Here is an 18,867-nt window from a genome sequence, read left to right as displayed (position 1 = left end):
TATAAGGAAGGAGGATGAAATATTATGACTGAATTCATCGTAAATCCGGGCCAGCGCATTCAGGATTTTATTGATGGAGCTGAGCCTGGAGATATTATTACTGTGAACCCTGGTACCTATGAGGAACCAGATATTACAGGTCCGACACTTATCAGGATTGATAAACCGCTGACAGTAAGATCCAGTGGAGGGCCTGAAGTGACGTTTTTGAATGGAAACAGTGAAGAAGAGCGTAATATTGTGGTGGAGATTTCTGCAGCCAATGTGGTTCTTGAGGGCTTTACGATCACAAATCCGCTTTACAGCGGTTCCGCGGAAGCTGTTGGAGTCAGGACCCGATTAATAGACCAGGCTGTTGCGCCGAGTGATGTGGAGATTCGCGGAAACATCATCAGGGAAATTGGAACACCGGCCCGGCAGGCAATTGAAGGGACATATGGAATCAGGACGAGTGCGATAGAAAGGCTTCGGGCAGCTGATAATGAAATCTCTGAGATCAGGCATGCGAGTGCCTCTGCACCGGCCATTGGCATTTCTATTGAGGGCACCTCTCAGCAGCAGCTTGCCAATGACGTAACCCTTGAGGGTAACCGGGTTTACAATATTCAAGCCCTGAGTGAAGAAAGTACTGCGGTCGCTGTGAAAAGAGAAACGGCAAATGTCCTTGTACGGGGGAATAGAATTGAGGCACCTGAGGGAGGTGCTGCCAATGTGAAGAGAGGCATCGCGACAAGCCCGGAAGTAAGAGGCCGGGTAGAAATCGCGGAAAATGCCGTTAAAGGGGCCACTGATGCCGGAATGAGGCTCGGAAGCCCGGCAGAACAAGTGGTGACAAGGAACGAGATTCTAGAAAACAGAATTGGCATCTTCGTCGAGGCTACTGCAGTGACACCGCCAGTGATTCAGCTAAATACATTCAGCGGCAATGAAGAGTGGGGGTTATTCAACGCCTCTGCTGTAACTGTCAATGCGGAAAACAATTACTGGGGACCTGCCGGGCCGAACACACCTGGCGGGGATGACATCGGAGGGCCGGGCCCGGTTGAGTTCATTCCTTTCCTGCGGGTGCCGCCTGGAGTGCCGTTCGTTACTACCGGGCCGATTGCCAACCTGCCCTCAGCAGGCCGGCCGATTAGCCAGCTGTATGTTGTAATTGAGAACGTCAGTGACACGGAAGAAACGGTCAGGATCGAGGGCTATTATCTGACTGACACCCAGAATCTCTATGTGCTGGAGCTGAACCCGCTTGCGCCGGAAAGCTCACCGGGCTCCACCATCACAAGAACCTATTATGCCAACTTTGATTTATTTGAACTCAGGTTCTTCCCTTCCAGTGACAGAGTCCTGATTTCTGTCTGGGGACTGGACCCCGATGGCCAGCTGGCCGGAAAGCTGAGCCTGGTAAATAATGAATTGACCAGGTTCAGCTAAGGAAAAATTGAGCCGGGGGGACAGGTCCTCTGGCCCGTTTGGGCCAAGGGACCTGTCCCCCCGGCCTGTCACCATTTTGTGTTACCTTTTCCTCGCTCCTTCGTTTAATAAGTGAACGAATAAAAGCGAGGTGGCAGTCTATGTTAAATTACTTATGGCTGGATCACTGTTCCCCAATTCTCGGACAGCTCCCGGCACCGTTCAAGTCCTGTGCGATCCTGCTTCATCCCTTTGTCAGGATGCCTGCCGGCTGGACAGCGGCACAGCCTGATTCAGAGGACGTTTTTTTAAGTGGAGAAGAGGCCCTGGAAAAAGGCCAGCCTGTACCATGGCAAAAGGTGATGAAGGACAGCGGGCTGAATTCACTTGATGAACTGGCACTCGCCTTGCAGACGGCGATTGTGGGATTGAGGAAAGAGTATGCACGGAAGGATTTAGCCGAAGCTCTGGATAATTATATGGATCCGGACCTTTATTTGCCGCCAGAGGACCAGACATCTGTATTTCTGTTGGGGAGTCTGTTGAATGTTCTTGGGTCAAAGCAGGCGGAAAGCATTTATTATTCCAGCCCCATCCCGTTGACAGAAGGTTCCATGCCGTTAAAGGAAGCTGCTCCTTTAGGGATTCTCGGGCTTTCAAATGCGGAGCTGATCATCACCGATCAGCAGATGGATTACGCTTTTATGAGTGTAATAGATTCTTTCATCACACTGTTTCTGGCCAAAGAGACTGATATAGAGCACATCATCCGGTCCAGCAAATGGGAAGCTATCATCTGCGGCAATAATACCTGCTTGAATTGGTACCTCCAGGAAAATCATACCTGACATAGTGCCCAGGACGAAGGATTGACAGATTATTTATATAGTTGTAGACTATTAGAGAAAATTAAATAAGACCTCACTTTACCAGTGAGGTAGAGGCGCGGTGTTTAACAGTCTTTAGCGGAGCTTGAGAAGCGATGATGCTAGGGAGAAGGAAATATCGCCGAAGCGGGCACATATATCTCAGTATTGCCTGCTGGGTCTGCAGTTAAGAGCTGCAGGACTGTCTCAATGGGCTTCCCGGCTTATTGAGTTGTGCTATCTCATTTAGGGAAAAAAAGAGGACTTATGGGCATATGTATATAACGACCTAAGTTAATCTTAGGTCGTTTTTATTTTGTTCTCATCATACAAATATAGGGGGAGAAAACATGAAAAAAGCTTCATTATTTTTAGCGGGTATGCTTTCGGCAGTCCTTTTGCTGGCCGGCTGCGGATCAAGCACAAGTTCAGGTTCAGATTCAGGGTCATCGGAAAGTGGTACGTTCAAGGTTGGCCTGGAGGCAGGCTACGCTCCGTTCAACTGGACGCAGAAAGATGATTCCAATGGCGGTGTAAAAATCAAAGGCTCTGCTGAATATGCGGGCGGCTATGATGTTGAAATTGCAAAGAAGATCGCTGACGGGCTTGGCAAGGAATTAGAAATCGTTAAGACAGAATGGGATGGCCTTGTGCCGGCGCTGACGTCAGGCAAGATCGATGCCATCATTGCGGGGATGTCGCCAACGGCAGAGCGCAAAGAGACGATCGATTTCTCTGAGAACTACTATAACTCCCAGCTAGTTATGGTCGTGAAAAAAGGCGGAAAATACGAAAACGCGACTAGCCTCAATGACTTTAACGGAGCTAAAATCACAGCTCAATTGAATACATTCCACTATTCCGTGATTGACCAGATCGATGGTGTGTCCAAAGAAACAGCGATGGACAATTTCCCTGCGATGAGGGTTGCATTGGAATCCGGAATCATTGATGGATACGTGTCTGAGCGTCCTGAGGCAGTCAGTGCTTCTGCTGCCAATGACAATTTTGCGATGGTTGATTTTGAGGAAGGATTCGAAACTTCCGAAGATGATACAGCAATCGCTGTCGGGCTTGAAAAGGGCAGTGAACTCACAGAGAAAATCAACGAGATTTTAAAAGGCATTTCAGAAGAAGAGCGTACCACTATCATGGATGAAGCCATCCAGAACCAACCAGCAGCACAATAAGAAACGCATAGAGCCGGCTGTAAGCTTACAGTCGGTTTTATGATGAATATAGAGGGGGAGAAAGATGAGCTTCGATTGGATCGTTAGAATCATCTCTGAAAACTGGCCGATGTTCCTTCGGGGAGCTGGGATCACGCTTCTTATTTCCTTGATCGGAACTATCATCGGAGCCGGCATTGGCTTATTGGCGGGAGTGGTCCGGACCATCCCGGCACCAGAGCGCGGACCCAAAAAAATCTTGCTGAAGGTGATTAATTTCGTCCTTTCAGTATATATCGAATTTTTCCGCGGAACACCAATGATCGTCCAGGCGATGGTCATTTATTATGGATCTGCTTTGGCATTCGGCGTTGACATCAATGTCCTGGCAGCGGCCATCATTGTTGTATCCATCAATACAGGGGCCTATATGGCTGAAATCGTCCGAGGAGGAATTGTTTCCGTTGATAAAGGGCAGTTTGAAGCAGCCCAGGCCATCGGGATGAATCATTATCAGACGATGTGGAATGTCGTGCTCCCGCAGGTCATCCGCAATATCTTGCCGGCAACAGGCAACCACTTTGTCATCAATATCAAAGACACATCTGTCCTTAATGTTATATCAGTATCGGAACTATACTTTATGACCAAATCAGTAGCAGGGAATAATTTTAGATACTTTGAGTCATTCTTTGTGGCATGCGTGATTTATTTTGTCATGACATTCATTGTTACAAGAATCCTGCGTTATTTTGAACGGAAATTAGACGGTCCTGACAATTTCGATTTGCTGGGCAAAGGTGAAAATAATCTGTAAGGGAAGGGGGAGCGGCTATGGAAAAAGTCATTGAAGTTCAGCACTTAAGCAAATCCTTCGGCACAAATCTGGTATTGAAGGACATTGATTTTTCAGTCAGAAAAGGAGAGGTGGTCACGATTATCGGCTCCTCGGGATCAGGGAAATCGACCCTCCTTCGCTGCATTAACCTGCTGGAGAAGCCAAGCGGCGGCCAGATTATCTATAATGGCGAGAACATCCTCGACGACAAGCATGATATTTTTGCTTACCGCCAGAACTTAGGAATGGTGTTCCAGCAATTCAACCTCTTCAATAATCATAATGTCCTGAATAATTGTGTGGTTGGCCAGGTCAAGGTGCTGAAACGCTCTAAGGAAGAAGCGGAAAAAGTCGCCATGAAATATTTGAAAGTGGTGGGCATGGATCAATATGTCAATGCCAAGCCAAGGCAGCTGTCAGGCGGGCAAAAGCAGCGTGTCGCCATTGCGCGGGCACTGTCCATGGAGCCTGATGTGATGCTGTTCGATGAGCCGACATCGGCCCTTGACCCGGAGATGGTGGGAGAAGTCCTGAAAGTCATGAAGGAACTGGCCGGTTCCGGTCAAACGATGCTGATCGTTACCCATGAAATGGAATTCGCTAAAGAAGTATCCGACCGCGTCGTCTTTATGGACAAAGGAGTCATTGCGGAAGAAGGAAGTCCTGAACAGATCTTCAATAACCCTGATCAGGAGCGGACCAGGGAATTTTTGAAGCGGACATTGAAAGTGTAAAAGAGCCGGGGGGACAGGTCCCTTGGCCCGTTTGGGCCAAGGGACCTGTCCCCCTGGCTTCATTTCACCAGATTCTTTATCATTTCTTCGTCCATCGGCCCGATGATTTTTTTGCTGACAACCCCATTGGTGTCAATGATATAGCTGGTAGGGATTGAGAATACCTGGTACTGCACGCCGAGCTGTCCATCCTGGTCAAGGGGAATGGGGAAGGTGAGCCCATATTCCTGGACAAAGCTTTCAATGGCCTTTGTGCCGTTATCCGCATTGGTCAAATTGACGGCAAGGATTTCAACGTCCTTGTCTTTGTTTTCTTCGTAGAATTTCTGCATATGCGGCATTTCGGCTTTGCATGGCGGGCACCAGGTTGCCCAGAAATTCAATATGACCTTTTGGCCTTTATAATCGGAAAGCCGGACGGTCTCTCCTGCAAGCGTCGTCAGTTCAAAGTCAGGCGGAACCGCCCCTTCTTCAGGGGCCGATGATGCTGGCGGGCTTTCTTCTTCTTCTGTGCTGGTTTGGACCGGCTCTTCAGGCGGGCTGGACTTCCATACGTTCACAAGCACAATGGCAATCGCTATGGCCATGATGCTGGCAGCTATTATATTTTTCTTCAATTGCGGCAAACCTCCCTCTTATATGAAAAAAGAATAAAAAGTGCGATCCCTGCACAGCTGTACAGGTCCACAGAGATGATGGTGCCGAAAATGCTGATGATCAGGATCTGCATCATTTGAAACAGGAGAAATACCTGTTTGAACTCTTTGTATCCTTCTGGTTTCCGGAGCTGCAGATAGATGATGAAGCTTAAGGTAAACAAAATCTGGGCTAATAAATGGACAGGGTCGCCCTCCAAATAGATCATGAATGCCTCGTATATAAAAAAGAAGAGACTGAATAAGATTGGCAAATCAGGAAACAGGCTGTTCTTTTTGAGCTGTAAAAAAAGATAGACAATCACTGTAATGATGCCTAAAGTATGTCCTTTGATTCCTCCGCTAAAGAATAGGACAGAAAGGGGATTCTGGAGGAACAGTCCAAAATGGAAGAAGATATAGCTTCCTTTCCAGACAACGATATAAGCAAAAAAAGCATTCCAATGCCAATCCCCGGTTTTCTTTTTCATGATCAGCCGAAAAAGCAATGATGCTGTGATAAGCGCCACAGCAACAGAAAGCCATTCCACCTGCATGCTGAGGCTTCCGATATTAACGTAAGACAATTTTCTCACCCGATTCTATAGCGTTAGTCACGTTTTCCGGCTGGAAAGGCAATCCAGAAGGTGTGATGAGTGCCGTCTGTCTCCAATCCAATCTCTCCTCCATGTGCCTCTGCAATTTTCCGGCTGATTGACAGTCCAAGCCCGGCACCTTCAGCTTTCTTCGTGCGCGAGGACTCCAGTCTGTAGAATCTTTGAAAAATCAGCTCTTTTTCGCCGGGATCAATGAACTCGCCTTGATGGATAAACCGAATCATACAGCGGTTTTGCACCCTTTCTGATTCAATCGCAAGCAAGTGGCCTGTATCATAGTCAACAATATTCTGAAGCATATTGGTAAACACTTGCTTCAGCCCATCCCTGTGGCCATCCATCGCAAAAGGGGCTAGGTGTATGTGGACTTCATGGAACCGGGCATCCAATTTCAGCTTGAAGGCAGAAATGGTTTCTGACAGAATCTCATCCAGCCTGACGGGTTCAAATGATTTTTCCAGGAAGACATTGCCCCGTTCCCATCTATCCAGTTCGGTGATCAGTTCGACGATCCGGGTAATGCGGAGCGATTCTTCCAGAAGGGAGCCGAATAATTCCGGATTCCCTTGGATGACCCGGCCCTGCAGTGCTTCCAGGTATCCGTTGATATTTGTCAGGGGGGTCCGGAGTTCATGGGAAATGTCCCTGAGCATGGTATCACGCTGCTGGTGGGCTGATTTCAGGGATTCTGCCATCGTGTTGAAATTACTCACAAGCTGGCCGACTTCCCCTGAAGGCCGGGGGGTGATTTTATCAGGGAACTGCCCGGCATTAATCTCGACAGCAGCCTCTGATATTGATTGGATGGGCCGCAGGATCCTTCTTACAGAAAGATAATGGACAAGGCCCGCGAAGAGGAAAGCGATGATGCTGGCAGCAATGAGAAACCTCCCCAATGTCCGGACGAATTCCTGGCCTTCCATTTCCTTCGCATTGACCAGATAGCAGGCATAATTGTTCACGGACAGGCCGGCGATCAGGATGACGATGACGATGACAAGGCTGTTGACGGCAATCAGCTTGGACATCAGGAGCTGGGCGTATTTTTTAATATGCTTCAAATTTGTATCCCATCCCCCTGACTGTGTGGATATATTCGTTCGGTGTCTTCTCTTTGATTTTTTCGCGCAGATGCTTGATGTGGACATCGATTGTCCTTTCGGTTACCGCTTTTTCCTGATGTTCATAGATGAAGTTCAGGATTTGCTCACGGGAAAGGATTTGTTCAGGATGCTTCATGAACATATGAAGCAATTTGAATTCAAAATTGGTCAGTTCAAGCGGTACGCCGTTAAAGCGGGCTTCTCCTTTTACAGGCTTGATGGTCAGGCCGGCGAAGCTGAGCTTTCCGCACCGGCTTGCTGTCCGGCGCAGCACCGCCTCAATCCTGACCATCAGCTCTGCCGGGCTGAACGGTTTTACCACATAGTCATCCGCCCCAAGCTTGAAACCTGCTATCCGCTGTTTCTCGGATGCTTTTGCCGTCAGCATGATGATCGGGACCATGCTTTTCTGGTCGGCCCTTACCCATCTGCAAAGCTCTTCCCCGCTCACCAGGGGCAGCATGAGGTCGAGAATCAGTAGACAGGGGTCATATTGCAGGATCTTGTCCTTCGCCTCTGCCCCGGTTTCTGCTTCCAGTACTTCATAGCCTTCTTTGGCCAGATAGATTTTCACCAGATTCCGGATTTTCGGATCATCTTCTACAACCAGTACGGTTTTGCCGATTAAATAGCTGTTATCCATGTGCTACCCCATTTCTAGAATTCAAATAAACTGTAGGCGGAAAGCCAGGCACTGATTTTTTGCATCTGCCCTGTTAAAATGAACAGCCCGAGAGCGATCATGATGACGCCATTAATGACGGCCAGCTTTGATAAATGCTTGTTGATCTTTCTGATGCTTTTCAGTGAATAAGAAACGAGGATGGAAATGAGCAGGAAAGGTACTGCCATTCCTATAGAGTACGCGGTCAGCAGGTAGACCCCCTGGATGAGCGTATCATGGGAACTTGCCAGAAGCAGGATCGATGATAGGGCGAGTCCGACACAAGGGGACCATCCGCTGGCAAAGGCCATTCCCAATAAGATAGAACTGAAGAGCCCTTTTGGCTTTCGGTCCGACTGCACTTTCTTCTCCTTCATCAGCAGCTTGAGTTTTATTATTCCCGCCATCTGCAATCCAAAAATGATGATCAGAAGGCCGGCCGCCTGCATGACATAACTCCGGTAATCAGCCAGCACCTGTCCCAGCAGGCTGGCAGACGCCCCCAATGTAATAAATATCAGGCTGAAGCCAATAATAAATCCGGAAGATCGGACGAAAAGCTTGCTGCGCTCGACCTGCAGTTTCGCATTCTCAATTGTCCCGCCAGTCAAATGTGTGACATAAGCGGGCAGAAGCGGAAACACACAGGGAGAAAAAAACGATAATATCCCCGCAGTCAAAGCGAACCATATACCAATATCAGCCATACTCTTTCACTCCTTTCTTACAGTATCCATGCTCTCTGTTAAGTTTTCGTTAAAAGGGTCCTTTTGTCCCGAAAAAAAATAAGAAGTTTACTGCCGGGCCGAATAAGGGCATAGTTTAATACCCCTACTAGTATTCTAGCATAGGCAAATACAAGCCAATCTAAAGTTTTATTAAAAGAAAGGAATGAAGTCAGATGAATTTTCATTACACCGTCACCACCCGCAAATCCATACAGGAAGCGTTCACTGCATTGGAGAACAATCTGAAAGAGGAGAAATTTGGAGTTCTATGGACATTTGATATCAAGGAAAAGCTCGAGGAAAAAGGATGCCATCTGGATGAAGAGTTCATCGTCCTTGAGGTTTGCAATCCGAAAGAAGCAGAGCGGGTACTGAAGGAAACTAAACTTGCAGGATACTTCCTGCCCTGCAAAATTGTTGTGTATAAAGAAGAAGGCCAAACGAAAATCGGCCTGCCCCGGCCGACATCCCTCATCAGCATGCTGGACCAAAAGCCGCTGCAGGAAATGGCGGAAGACATTGAACAGCGCCTGATCGGCTGCCTGGACAAAAGCGTATAAGAACGAGTAAGGGCATGAAGAATTTTTGCCTGAAAGGAGACCTGCATATGTCTGTAAAAACAATTTCAGTAAAAAAACTTGCAGAAAAAGTGATCAGTGGAGAAGAACTTTTCATCGTGGATGCCAGGAGTACAGATGCTTTTGATGACTGGAAGATCGAGGGGAAGAATATAGAAGTATTGAATGCCCCTTATAAGAAGGTGACAGAAGAGGGGATCGAACCTATTCTGGACAAGCTTCCAAAAAATAAGGAAATCTATGTTGTTTGTGCAAAAGGAAATTCCTCTAAAAAGGAGGCCGAGGAATTCGTTAAAGCGGGATTCACGGATGTTTATTCCATTGAGGGCGGTATGAAAGCATGGAGTGAGCATTTAGAACCGATCAAGATCGCTGATCTGAAAAGCGGAGGTTCGATCTATCAGTTTGTCCGGATTGGCAAAGGCTGTCTTTCATATTTGGTTGTTTCGAATGGAGAAGGGGCGATTGTAGATGCCAACCGTATGATTGAACAATACCAGGATTTTATCCGGGAACATGAAAGCAGTGTCATGCTTAAGTCTCTTATTGATACCCATCTTCATGCGGACCATATTTCAGGGGGAAGAAGGCTTGCCGAGGAGGCAGGCGCGGACTATTATCTCCCGCCGAAGGATGCGGAGGAGGTGGAGTTTTCCTATAAGGAACTTCAGGATGGGGATGATATTTCAATCGACAATGTTTCAATCAAGGCAGTGTATTCACCAGGCCACACGATCGGCAGCACATCCCTGCTTGTCGATGGAGACTATCTTTTAACAGGCGATATTCTGTTCATTGATTCGATCGGCCGTCCGGATCTGGCTGGAAAAGCAGGGGGATGGGCCGATGATTTGAGAGAGACCCTGTACTCCCGCTACAAGGAGATCCATGATGATGCAGTTGTGCTCCCTGCCCACTATATGTCGATTGAAGAAATGCACGAAGACGGCAGCGTGTCAGCAAAATTAGGGGATTTATATAGCCGGAATCATGGCCTCAACATCGAAAGCAAAGAAAGCTTCCGGAAAGCAGTAACAGAGAATCTTCCTCCGCAGCCAAACTCTTATGAAAAAATCAGGAAAACCAATATGGGAAAAATGCGGCCGGAAGTGGATGAGCAGGGCGAAATGGAAACAGGGCCGAACCGGTGTGCTGTAAGGTAAAAGATTTGTTGAAGGTATGGTGAAGGAGGGCTGTAATAGCCCTTTTTTTATTGGAAAAGTCCTTTGTTTCTCTATAGCGGATTTTTGATTTGCCATGCTTGACATTATACCTAATGGGGTATATTATCAAGCTATAAATAAAAGATAGGGTGGTGGGTATGCTTATTTCAATCATGATGTTAATACTAGTAGCTTTAGCTGCAAGCCTCTATAAGCGTTATGTCCCTGTTCCCCAAGTCCCTTGCACCGGAGACGGCACCCATGATTCTGGCCTGACCATAGTCGATATCAGGGATTATAATAATAAAGCTATAGATATAAACTGTGATTCTGCAGATATACCTTATGCCTATTTAAGGCGTTTTTATAATGAAATCAGTCCAGGCAAAATCCATGTTATCGCTTCTGACCGGCTGGAGCTGAACTTGGGCATCCGGTTTTTGAGAAAGAAAGGATTCCAGGTTGTGAGCTATGAAATGGTAGAACAGCATTCTGGAAGAAGAGGAGATCTGGAACCGGGGCTAAGATAAATTTTCATACCCTTGCAGGTAAAAAACACTGAGGAGGAAGCCTTGATGGAATATCTAAACTATCTGCTGATCGGGCTATTAGTATTCTTACTGCTGCAGCGGATGCTGCCGGCAAAGGGAATAAGGCAGATTACAACCGCTGAACTAAAGGGCGAGTTAAAGGATAAAAAGAAACAATTTATCGATGTCCGCACCAACAGGGAATTTCAAACCAATCATATCAAGGAATTTAAAAACATCCCTCTGCATGAGCTTCATGGCAAATCAAACGGGCTGGACAAAGATAAAGAAGTGGTCGTGATCTGCCAGAGCGGGATGAGAAGCAATAAAGCAGGCAAACTGCTGAAAAAGGCAGGCTTTAAACATATTACGAATGTAAAAGGCGGCATGAGCGCCTGGAGCTGAATATATGCGCAGATGCGCCCTCTAAAGACAACTAGGTAGCATACCGCCCGGCTGTCTTTTTTTGTATAGCAGGATTTCCAGCATATCGCGGTGAATATACAGAAGATGCCGGCCAGAGGAGTGCAAAGGGATGGAATACGAAATCATCAAAGCAGGAGCGGAACATGAGGAAGCGCTCCAGAATTTATTGCAGTTTTATATTTATGACTTTTCCGAGTTTATCGATGCATATGTCGAAGAGAATGGGAGATTCAGCGAGTATCCGCTGAGCGGCTATTGGACGGAAGAGGGCCATTTCCCCTATATAATCAAGCTGGATGAGCGCTATGCCGGTTTTGTGCTGGTGACAGAAGACAGCCAGTCTCTTTCCATCAACGAGTTTTTTATTTTAAAAAAATACCGCCGGGAAGGCCTTGGGAAGCAGGTGGCGAAGGATATCTTTGGGCTGCATAAAGGCAGGTGGGAGATTTTCCAGATCGAGAAAAACAAGCCCGCCCAAGGGTTTTGGCGGTGTGTGATAGATGAATATACAAACGGGGAATTTACGGAGCGGGAGGATGAGCATAAGCGGGTCATACAAGAGTTTGTCAGCGGAACAAAGCAAAATACATAAATGCAGGGAGATATGATGATTTTTTTAAAAGAAGTAGACAGACATAATTTTTTTGATGTGATTGATTTAAAGGTAGCTGAAGAGCAGAAGTCATTTGTCGCGACGAATCTGTTCTCGCTGGCACAGGCGAAGGCATTTCCAGAGTGCAACTGCCTGGCAATCTACCATGAGGAAAAGCTGGTAGGATTTACGATGTACTGCATAGATTTTGACGATAAGGAATATTGAATCTACCGATTGATGATTGATGCCAAATATCAGTCCCAAGGCTATGGGAAAGCGGCGATGGAGAAGCTGATTGAGCTGATCAAGGAGGACAAGGACCACCAAGTGATCTATTTAAGCTTTGAGCCGGAGAACGACCGGGCGAAGGAAATGTATGAAAAGCTTGGATTTGAGGCTGACGGCCGGGTGATTGATGGGGAGATTGTTTATAGGCTGGGTTATTAAGACGGAGTTGGGCCGGGGGGACAGGTCCCTTGGCCCATTTTGGGCCAGAGGACCTGTCCCCATGGCCTTTCCCATGGCCTTTGAAAGGTGGAGAATCAAGCATGGACAGGCGTAAGGGAATACTTCTTGTTATGACTGGCGCGATGTTTTGGGGAATTGGCGGTACAGCGGCCAAGAAGCTTTTTCAGGATTTTCTGATTGATGTGGATTGGCTGGTGACAGTCCGGCTGCTCATTGCAGGGGTTTTGCTTTTAGCCGTCCAATACTTTGCAAAAGATCGTGCCCAGATCCTTGGTGTGTGGAAAAAGAAGAGCTCGGCTCTTCGTTTGATTATTTTTGGTCTGCTCGGAATGCTTGCTGTCCAATACACCTATATGGCATCGATTGAGCATGGAAATGCCGCGGTGGCAACGCTTCTGCAGTATTTGGCCCCTGTGATGATCATCTTATACCTGGTCCTCCGCAAACAAATGGTGCTGACGCGGGGAGATTTGCTGACCATCGCTTTGGCTTTGTTCGGAAGCTTCTTCTTGCTGACGAACGGCTCCATCTCGCAGTTATCTGTGCCGGTGCCAGCGGTCGTATGGGGAGTTTTGTCCGGGGCGGCTTTGGCCTTTTATACGCTGTATGCTGTGCCGCTGCTTAAGGAATACGATTCCCTTGTCATTGTCGGGTGGGCAATGGTGATTGGCGGGCTCGCGCTGAGCTTTGTCCATCCTCCCTGGCGAATGGACATTCTGAGCTTTACGGGAGAAGCTTATGTGTATTTAGCCTTTGTGGTCCTTTTTGGGACGATGATTGCCTTTTGGTTTTATATAGAAAGCCTGCAAAGCCTGCTCCCGAAGGAAACCAGCCTTTTGGGCAGCGTCGAGCCGCTTGCGGCTGTTCTGACAACCGTATTTTGGCTGAAGGAGCCTTTTGGTGTTTTTCAGTGGGCGGGTACGGCCTGTATTATAGGGATGATTTTATTTATTGCGCTGAAAAAAGAGCCTGCTGAGGGGAAGAGGCTGCCGGGTGGAAGAGAAGAGCCGCTGAGAGTAAGCTAGGGGTTCTATCTGACCCTCCAAAAGGGAGAGTCGCAAATATATAAAAAAACTCGCAAATATATCCAAAAACTCGCAAAGATAGGCTGAGGGTAGGCCGGGGGAAAAGATCATCTGGCCATCCTGATGCAAGGGACCCGACCCTCCGCTTCAAAAAAACTATAAAAACTGGTTTAACTGTTATAATATCCGGGTATAAGTAAATGTTTTTTATTCATATAGCACATAGTAGGGGGATGTAGTAATGAGTATCAAACGAATCTTGAAGGATGAGTTAGTGCAATTTATTAACAACCACGGGGAAGAGTTTGAAAACAAATTGCTGTCTGAAGCAGTGAATGTTTCTGGGAAGATCAATGAGATTTTAAATAAGGGGAATATTGACCTTCTAAAAAATGCGAGGAAGTTAATTTACTTTATTGTTGACCACAATGAAAGCGACCTTATCGCATTTGCTCAGGAAGAAGGGGTTGCCTGGGCAGGGCATTCTTTAACTCTTTCTTTGAAACTGGAATGGGTCCAGGCCATAAGAAGAACAACTTGGCACATTATCGGCAGCCTTAATGAGGAAAGAGATGAGAAGATTCCAGCTTCAGATTTTTTTGAGCTGGAAAAAGCGGTGAATGACCAGATTGACCAGTTTCTTAACAATTTCTTCTTAAGCTACTCAAAATATAAAGATACAATGCTTCTTAAACAGAGGGAAACGGTTGAACATCTATCTGTACCTATCATACCGGTCAGTGAAACGGTTTCTGTCCTGCCTCTGATTGGCTCGATGGATACGTACAGAGTTGAAATAATAGAAGAGAAGGTTCTAAATGAAATTGCAGCTACAAGGATCCAGACACTTGTTATTGACCTGTCAGGCATTGCCATGATGGAAAAAGATGTGATGGATGATTTTGAAAAGGTCCTGGCAGGAGTGGGCATGATGGGTTCAAAGGCCATTCTTACCGGGCTGAGGCCGGATCTTGTCAAAAAGATGGTCCGTGCCGGTATCCGCTTTGAGAAGGGTGCTGAAACAAAGGGGACGCTTCAAGAGACGTTAAAGGCATACCTGAAATAATCGACAAAGCAAGGCCGTTGAATCGGTCTTGCTTTATTTTTTTATCAAAAATTTCACCCCTCCGCTATGATGACTTTCTAAAAAAAGGACATAATATTTGCGAGGTGATTGGATATGGATAAGGAAAATTTCAAACTGACATCTTCTGAGATCGGTTCCTTGTGGGGAGAGTACATAAACGGAACAGCGGTTGATATAGTGAATAGATATATGTATTCCATTATTGAGGATGAAGAGATTAAAAGCATTTTTAATGAAGCGATCATGATATTCGAGCGGCAAAAAGCAAAATTAAAGGCGTTTATTGAGAACGAAGGTTTTCCTGTTCCTATTGGGTTTAACCAAACCGACCTGTACCCAGGTAAGCAGAGGTTGTTTACAGACACATTCTGCCTGAATTATTTAAATATCATGACTACACATGGACTGCTGGGGCACATCACATCATTAGGCATTTCGGTAAGGAAAGACTTAAGGTTATTTTACGGCGAATGTGATGAAGATGGGAAACAAATGTATCATCAAACTGTTGATTTATTGCTTGAGAAAGGACTTTTCCAAAGGGACCCGTTGTTTTATCCAGAAGGACAGCCTAAGTATGTCACAAACAAGGATTTTAAGGATGGTTTTTTCGGCAATGGCAGAACGCTTTCGGCACCGGAGGTCATCAGTATTTCTTTGAACATCAAAAAGAGCATTATGGCCAAAACTCTTTCGATTGCTTTCAGTCAAATTGCCCAGTCAGAAGAGGTAAGAAAGTTCTTAACCAGTTCTGAGAAGACTGCCGATGGCCAGATCAAATCTCTTTCTAAGATCATGCAGGCGGATAATCTGCCGGTGCCAAAGTCCTGGGAAACAGAAGTTACTGTATCAACGGAATCGCCTTTTTCCGATAAATTAATTATGTATCATATGGGATTCTTATTTCAAGCCGCCCAAAATTACCATGGTGCTGGCCTGGCTTCTGCAATGAGAACCGACCTGGTCACTACGTACGAAGCAACCATTCTGCAAAACCTGGTGGTTACAAAAAACTGGTTTGATATTATGGTGAAAAATAAGTGGCTCGAACAGCCTCCGCTGGCACCGAATAGAGCAGAAATGGCGAAGCGGAAATAGCTTAGAATGCCCTACGATCAGATAGGGCATTTTGCTGTTGAAGGCATCTTATGAAGCCTGAATGAGGGGAGGTAAGAAGTGAGCTGACGATAGCTGAGGTGAGATTCAGCGGGTTTGCCCTTTGCAATCTGCGCGGAGTATACACTGTATTTGGTGCCTGGTCCCGACTTTTTCTAAAGCTTGAAGCATTGGGGCCATACATCATTTTACTTAAATTTTAGTGATATCTAATATGACTTTGCTGACATATCACATATGGGGACACCGAGCTGGCCGGCAGCTCCAAGTATAAGCCCAATAATAGATTCTTTCGGAGAACCAGCAATTAAAATCACTGTAAAAAAATCAGATGATTGCTGAACTTATCTGTAATACCACATTAAAACCTCCTCTTTCCGGATTTTACCCTTCCGCAATTAGAAGTTACGGCCATCATGTTCTTCTATTTGAAAAGCGCCAAGGATCAATATCTGAAGCCAATCTATTTCTATACCGCCCAATAATTTGGTAAACTTTCCGGTATGTGATAAGTGAAAAATATGCCAATTGGAGAAGGTGATTGAGATTCAACCAGAATTTACTTTAATGAGCATAGTTATTGTGATTGTACTCGGTATGTTTTCGCAGTGGCTGGCGTGGCGGATTCAGTGGCCATCCATCGTAATCATGACGGTTGCCGGGCTTTTAATTGGCCCGATATTCGGCCTTGTCAATCCGCAGGAAGGGCTGGGGGAGCTGTACAGCCCGATTATCTCTCTTGCTGTTGCACTGATCTTATTTGAGGGCAGTACGAGCCTTGATATACGCGAGCTGAAAGGCATTTCCAAGTCTGTTTTTCGCATTGTAACACTTGGAGCACTCATTGCCTGGATCGGCGGTTCTTTAGCAGCCCACTATATTGCCGGGCTGGATCTTGAAATTTCCTTTATCATCGGCGGATTATTTGTAGTGACCGGGCCTACAGTCATCATCCCATTGCTCAGGCAGGCAAAATTGTCTGCCCGCGTCTCTTCGGTTCTGAAGTGGGAAGGAATCATTGTAGATCCAATTGGTCCTTTACTGGCCTTATTTGCTTATGAAATTATCAAAATTACCTTGGATGGACCTTTTCAGTTTAAAGATTTCATTCCGTTTTTTATCGAGGCCCTCCTGGCGACTTTAATCGGTCTTGTAATAGGGCTGCTTGTCAGCTTCCTGGTGAGCAGAGGATTGTTCCCTGAATACTTGAAATCACCGCTGATCTTTTGCTTTGTCCTGATTTGCTTCACGCTTGGCGAAGGGATCATGCATGAGACTGGGATGCTGGCTGTAACAGTCATGGGACTGACGCTTGCCCGGACGAAGAAGCATGTCCATTCAATCGGAAGCATCGGCCATTTTATGGAGAACATTTCGGTTATGCTGACGTCCACTGTCTTTATATTATTGACGGCCTCTTTGACAAGAGAGACGATTATGGACGTTTTCACGTGGCCGATCATTTTATTTGTCATCACTATGCTGTTTCTTATCAGGCCGGTGTCTATCTGGCTTTCCACAATCGGAACAGAGCTGACACTGCAGGAAAAAACACTCGTGAGCTGGATTGCGCCAAGGGGAATCGTTGCCTTGACGGTTTCAGGGTATTTTGCCGCTTTATTAATAGAAGATGGCTATTCAAATGCAACGATACTAACGCCGCTCACCTTGGCCCTTGTTTTTATTACGGTGTGCGCCCATGGCTTTTCCATCGGTCCGATTGCCCGGAAGCTGAAATTGGCAAATCCGGAGTCTTCAGGCGTCCTGATGGTGGGGGCGAGCAGTTTCGCGATTGCCTTCGCTAAGCATTTGAAGGAGATAAACGTTTCCGCCCTGATCACAGACACGTCCGCTGACCGCCTCTTCCTTGCAAAAAAGCTGGAGATTCCGACCTATCAGGGGGAGATCCTTTCCGAGCACAGCGATTTCGAAATCGACAAAAGCCCTTATAATTTCCTCCTGGCTATGAAAGGGAATGCAGCCTATAACGCGCTTGTTTGCCAAACCTATCTTCCTGAATTCGGATATAACCATACCTTCTCGCTGCCGACAGCAGAAAGGAAAACCGAGCATAAGGAAATCTCCACCGCGTTCAAAGCACATCTGCTGTTTGGAGAAGAAGCGACCTTTACTGAGCTGAACAGAATGGTCAATATCGGCTATAAACTGAAGACAATTGAAATTGACAGCAAGCAGACAGTGGAAAAAGAAGAAACGGAAACGGACAGAATTCCGCTATGCGTAAAAAGAAAGAACGGCAGCCTTGTTTTTTTCACCTTCAGCGAAAAGCCTGTACTAAATGAGGGAGATTTGCTAGTGGTGTTAGAGCAGGGGGAGAAAGAATAAATATAGGTGCCTGACCCATTCTGAGCTGTAAAGCAGCGTGGGCCAGGCACCTTTCCTATTTTTTCAGCAGCAATCAGACCAGGGTTTCAGCATATTCTCTTTTGTTCAAAGTAATCTTCCCCTTTGATAGCTTGATCGTAATGTCAGATTTCTCAGCAATATTCTGGTCATGGGTTACAACAATCACACATTTCCCTTCGTTATGAGCCAAGTCCTTCAGCAGGTTCACAATTTCGTTTGCTGTGTTTTCATCCAGATTTCCTGTCGGTTCATCGGCCACAATCAGATCAGCTTCGCAGCAGAGTGCCCGGGCAATCGAGACACGCTGCTGCTGGCCGCCGCTTAGTGTCAGCACTTTCTGGTGTGCCTGCCTGCTGGAGATGCCGACACGCTCCAGCATATTCAATGCGAATTCTTTTTTATTCTTATGGCTTGCCCCTGTGATTTCCATTGCCGTCATCACGTTTTGAAGCCCTGTCATATAGGGAAGCAGATTGTAAGATTGAAAAACAATGGATACATACTTATTGCGGAATTTCGTTAGCCCGATTTTCTTTATATCCTTCCCCTCATATACTACCGCTCCCTCTTTGGGAACATCCAGGGCGCTGCCGAGCGCAAGGAACGTCGTTTTTCCTGAACCGGATGGGCCGATGATTGTGTAAAAAGCCCCCCTCTCAAAGCTGACATTGATATTGTTAAGGATCATATGCTTTTTATTCTCTTGTTTGTACCAATAACTAATATTTTCAAATTTGAGTAAAGTCAT

At 46.3% G+C, this 18,867-nt stretch carries 22 protein-coding genes and 1 riboswitch; of the genes, 16 read left to right on the top strand and 6 right to left on the bottom strand.

The genetic code is table 11. The annotated features are described in order from the left end of the window. The first annotated feature begins 24 nt into the window (after positions 1 to 24). The 5 genes from ABU165_RS21675 (at position 25) to ABU165_RS21655 (ending at position 5,017) form a co-directional block, all read left to right on the top strand. On the top strand, positions 25 to 1,431 hold the full coding sequence (locus ABU165_RS21675; protein ID WP_224948556.1) for a right-handed parallel beta-helix repeat-containing protein: 1,407 nt from the start codon (positions 25 to 27) through the stop codon (positions 1,429 to 1,431). A 140-nt stretch (positions 1,432 to 1,571) separates the two neighbouring features. Next, positions 1,572 to 2,258, top strand: a complete 687-nt coding sequence (locus ABU165_RS21670; protein ID WP_101548535.1) for a DUF2711 domain-containing protein — start codon at positions 1,572 to 1,574, stop codon at positions 2,256 to 2,258. 82 nt (positions 2,259 to 2,340) lie between these two features. Then, positions 2,341 to 2,524: riboswitch (Lysine riboswitch) on the top strand. Positions 2,525 to 2,626: 102 nt separating this feature from the next. After that, entirely contained in the window at positions 2,627 to 3,466 is an 840-nt protein-coding gene (locus ABU165_RS21665; RefSeq protein WP_318060942.1) for a transporter substrate-binding domain-containing protein, read from the top strand. 64 nt (positions 3,467 to 3,530) lie between these two features. Continuing rightward, complete coding sequence (locus tag ABU165_RS21660; protein WP_318060943.1) at positions 3,531 to 4,262, top strand: amino acid ABC transporter permease; 732 nt, start codon at positions 3,531 to 3,533, stop codon at positions 4,260 to 4,262. A 17-nt stretch (positions 4,263 to 4,279) separates the two neighbouring features. Beyond that, positions 4,280 to 5,017, top strand: a complete 738-nt coding sequence (locus ABU165_RS21655) for an amino acid ABC transporter ATP-binding protein (RefSeq protein ID WP_009794661.1) — start codon at positions 4,280 to 4,282, stop codon at positions 5,015 to 5,017. Between the two features lie 59 nt (positions 5,018 to 5,076). Here ABU165_RS21655 and ABU165_RS21650 read toward each other — a convergent pair whose 3' ends face one another. From ABU165_RS21650 to ABU165_RS21630, 5 genes are read right to left on the bottom strand one after another with little or no spacing between them, the layout of a single operon-like run. Next, entirely contained in the window at positions 5,077 to 5,634 is a 558-nt protein-coding gene (locus ABU165_RS21650) for a peroxiredoxin family protein (RefSeq protein ID WP_311225168.1), read from the bottom strand. Beyond that, positions 5,631 to 6,239 (bottom strand): hypothetical protein, encoded by a 609-nt coding sequence (locus ABU165_RS21645; RefSeq protein WP_142385229.1) that lies wholly within the window; start codon positions 6,237 to 6,239, stop codon positions 5,631 to 5,633. The genes ABU165_RS21650 and ABU165_RS21645 overlap by 4 nt, the downstream gene beginning before the upstream one ends. Positions 6,240 to 6,262: 23 nt before the next feature. Further along, positions 6,263 to 7,330, bottom strand: a complete 1,068-nt coding sequence (locus tag ABU165_RS21640; RefSeq protein WP_318060944.1) for a sensor histidine kinase — start codon at positions 7,328 to 7,330, stop codon at positions 6,263 to 6,265. Beyond that, positions 7,317 to 8,015 (bottom strand): response regulator transcription factor, encoded by a 699-nt coding sequence (locus ABU165_RS21635; RefSeq protein WP_253618967.1) that lies wholly within the window; start codon positions 8,013 to 8,015, stop codon positions 7,317 to 7,319. The genes ABU165_RS21640 and ABU165_RS21635 overlap by 14 nt, the downstream gene beginning before the upstream one ends. A gap of 14 nt (positions 8,016 to 8,029) precedes the next feature. Further along, positions 8,030 to 8,743: a cytochrome c biogenesis CcdA family protein gene (locus tag ABU165_RS21630; RefSeq protein WP_318060945.1), complete on the bottom strand. Its 714-nt coding sequence runs from the start codon at positions 8,741 to 8,743 to the stop codon at positions 8,030 to 8,032. Between the two features lie 194 nt (positions 8,744 to 8,937). On the opposite strand from ABU165_RS21630, the gene ABU165_RS21625 reads away from it, so the two are divergent. The 11 genes from ABU165_RS21625 to ABU165_RS21575 all read left to right on the top strand — a co-directional run bounded on the left by ABU165_RS21625 (position 8,938) and on the right by ABU165_RS21575 (position 18,098). Further along, complete coding sequence (locus tag ABU165_RS21625) at positions 8,938 to 9,324, top strand: DUF302 domain-containing protein (protein ID WP_101548540.1); 387 nt, start codon at positions 8,938 to 8,940, stop codon at positions 9,322 to 9,324. Between the two features lie 47 nt (positions 9,325 to 9,371). Continuing rightward, positions 9,372 to 10,505, top strand: coding sequence for an MBL fold metallo-hydrolase (locus ABU165_RS21620; protein ID WP_318060946.1), 1,134 nt, complete (start codon positions 9,372 to 9,374; stop codon positions 10,503 to 10,505). Positions 10,506 to 10,663: 158 nt separating this feature from the next. Continuing rightward, positions 10,664 to 11,035, top strand: a complete 372-nt coding sequence (locus ABU165_RS21615; protein ID WP_253618964.1) for a sulfurtransferase — start codon at positions 10,664 to 10,666, stop codon at positions 11,033 to 11,035. 45 nt (positions 11,036 to 11,080) lie between these two features. Beyond that, the gene (locus ABU165_RS21610; RefSeq protein ID WP_101548543.1) at positions 11,081 to 11,440 is read left to right on the top strand and encodes a rhodanese-like domain-containing protein; all 360 of its coding nucleotides are present in this window, start codon (positions 11,081 to 11,083) and stop codon (positions 11,438 to 11,440) included. Between the two features lie 130 nt (positions 11,441 to 11,570). Next, positions 11,571 to 12,053 (top strand): GNAT family N-acetyltransferase, encoded by a 483-nt coding sequence (locus tag ABU165_RS21605; protein WP_148950022.1) that lies wholly within the window; start codon positions 11,571 to 11,573, stop codon positions 12,051 to 12,053. A 15-nt stretch (positions 12,054 to 12,068) separates the two neighbouring features. After that, entirely contained in the window at positions 12,069 to 12,281 is a 213-nt protein-coding gene (locus ABU165_RS21600) for a hypothetical protein (protein ID WP_353762688.1), read from the top strand. 12 nt (positions 12,282 to 12,293) lie between these two features. Beyond that, a complete protein-coding gene (locus ABU165_RS21595) occupies positions 12,294 to 12,503 on the top strand; it encodes a GNAT family N-acetyltransferase (protein WP_318060957.1) in 210 nt (69 codons plus the stop codon). Positions 12,504 to 12,604: 101 nt separating this feature from the next. Further along, positions 12,605 to 13,549, top strand: a complete 945-nt coding sequence (locus tag ABU165_RS21590; protein WP_318060948.1) for a DMT family transporter — start codon at positions 12,605 to 12,607, stop codon at positions 13,547 to 13,549. A 241-nt stretch (positions 13,550 to 13,790) separates the two neighbouring features. Further along, complete coding sequence (locus ABU165_RS21585; protein WP_180827270.1) at positions 13,791 to 14,615, top strand: STAS domain-containing protein; 825 nt, start codon at positions 13,791 to 13,793, stop codon at positions 14,613 to 14,615. Between the two features lie 114 nt (positions 14,616 to 14,729). Further along, positions 14,730 to 15,734 carry a DUF3231 family protein gene (locus tag ABU165_RS21580; RefSeq protein ID WP_248138049.1) on the top strand — a complete coding sequence of 335 codons (1,005 nt, stop codon included), beginning with the start codon at positions 14,730 to 14,732 and terminating at the stop codon, positions 15,732 to 15,734. Between the two features lie 585 nt (positions 15,735 to 16,319). Continuing rightward, positions 16,320 to 18,098, top strand: a complete 1,779-nt coding sequence (locus ABU165_RS21575; protein ID WP_101548549.1) for a cation:proton antiporter — start codon at positions 16,320 to 16,322, stop codon at positions 18,096 to 18,098. A gap of 73 nt (positions 18,099 to 18,171) precedes the next feature. On the opposite strand, the gene ABU165_RS21570 is transcribed toward ABU165_RS21575, so the two are convergent. After that, complete coding sequence (locus tag ABU165_RS21570; protein ID WP_129613095.1) at positions 18,172 to 18,867, bottom strand: ABC transporter ATP-binding protein; 696 nt, start codon at positions 18,865 to 18,867, stop codon at positions 18,172 to 18,174.

The sequence above is a fragment of the Cytobacillus sp. T106 genome (assembly GCF_040492155.1).
In the GTDB taxonomy this organism is placed as follows: Bacteria; Bacillota; Bacilli; order Bacillales; family Cytobacillaceae; genus Bacillus_AB; species Bacillus_AB infantis.
Note: the sequence above shows the minus strand (reverse complement) of the source record. Positions and strands in the feature narration are given on the sequence as shown.

Bases quoted from the DNA above. Each gene is read 5' to 3' on its own strand.
- ABU165_RS21675 (WP_224948556.1), top strand. From the start codon at position 25: ATGACTGAATTCATCGTAAATCCGGGCCAGCGCATTCAGGATTTTATT.
- ABU165_RS21670 (WP_101548535.1), top strand. From the start codon at position 1,572: ATGTTAAATTACTTATGGCTGGATCACTGTTCCCCAATTCTCGGACAG.
- ABU165_RS21665 (WP_318060942.1), top strand. From the start codon at position 2,627: ATGAAAAAAGCTTCATTATTTTTAGCGGGTATGCTTTCGGCAGTCCTT.
- ABU165_RS21660 (WP_318060943.1), top strand. From the start codon at position 3,531: ATGAGCTTCGATTGGATCGTTAGAATCATCTCTGAAAACTGGCCGATG.
- ABU165_RS21655 (WP_009794661.1), top strand. From the start codon at position 4,280: ATGGAAAAAGTCATTGAAGTTCAGCACTTAAGCAAATCCTTCGGCACA.
- ABU165_RS21635 (WP_253618967.1), bottom strand. From the start codon at position 8,015: ATGGATAACAGCTATTTAATCGGCAAAACCGTACTGGTTGTAGAAGAT.
- ABU165_RS21630 (WP_318060945.1), bottom strand. From the start codon at position 8,743: ATGGCTGATATTGGTATATGGTTCGCTTTGACTGCGGGGATATTATCG.
- ABU165_RS21625 (WP_101548540.1), top strand. From the start codon at position 8,938: ATGAATTTTCATTACACCGTCACCACCCGCAAATCCATACAGGAAGCG.
- ABU165_RS21620 (WP_318060946.1), top strand. From the start codon at position 9,372: ATGTCTGTAAAAACAATTTCAGTAAAAAAACTTGCAGAAAAAGTGATC.
- ABU165_RS21615 (WP_253618964.1), top strand. From the start codon at position 10,664: ATGCTTATTTCAATCATGATGTTAATACTAGTAGCTTTAGCTGCAAGC.
- ABU165_RS21610 (WP_101548543.1), top strand. From the start codon at position 11,081: ATGGAATATCTAAACTATCTGCTGATCGGGCTATTAGTATTCTTACTG.
- ABU165_RS21605 (WP_148950022.1), top strand. From the start codon at position 11,571: ATGGAATACGAAATCATCAAAGCAGGAGCGGAACATGAGGAAGCGCTC.
- ABU165_RS21600 (WP_353762688.1), top strand. From the start codon at position 12,069: ATGATTTTTTTAAAAGAAGTAGACAGACATAATTTTTTTGATGTGATT.
- ABU165_RS21595 (WP_318060957.1), top strand. From the start codon at position 12,294: ATGATTGATGCCAAATATCAGTCCCAAGGCTATGGGAAAGCGGCGATG.
- ABU165_RS21590 (WP_318060948.1), top strand. From the start codon at position 12,605: ATGGACAGGCGTAAGGGAATACTTCTTGTTATGACTGGCGCGATGTTT.
- ABU165_RS21585 (WP_180827270.1), top strand. From the start codon at position 13,791: ATGAGTATCAAACGAATCTTGAAGGATGAGTTAGTGCAATTTATTAAC.
- ABU165_RS21580 (WP_248138049.1), top strand. From the start codon at position 14,730: ATGGATAAGGAAAATTTCAAACTGACATCTTCTGAGATCGGTTCCTTG.
- ABU165_RS21575 (WP_101548549.1), top strand. From the start codon at position 16,320: ATGAGCATAGTTATTGTGATTGTACTCGGTATGTTTTCGCAGTGGCTG.
- ABU165_RS21570 (WP_129613095.1), bottom strand. From the start codon at position 18,867: ATGACTTTACTCAAATTTGAAAATATTAGTTATTGGTACAAACAAGAG.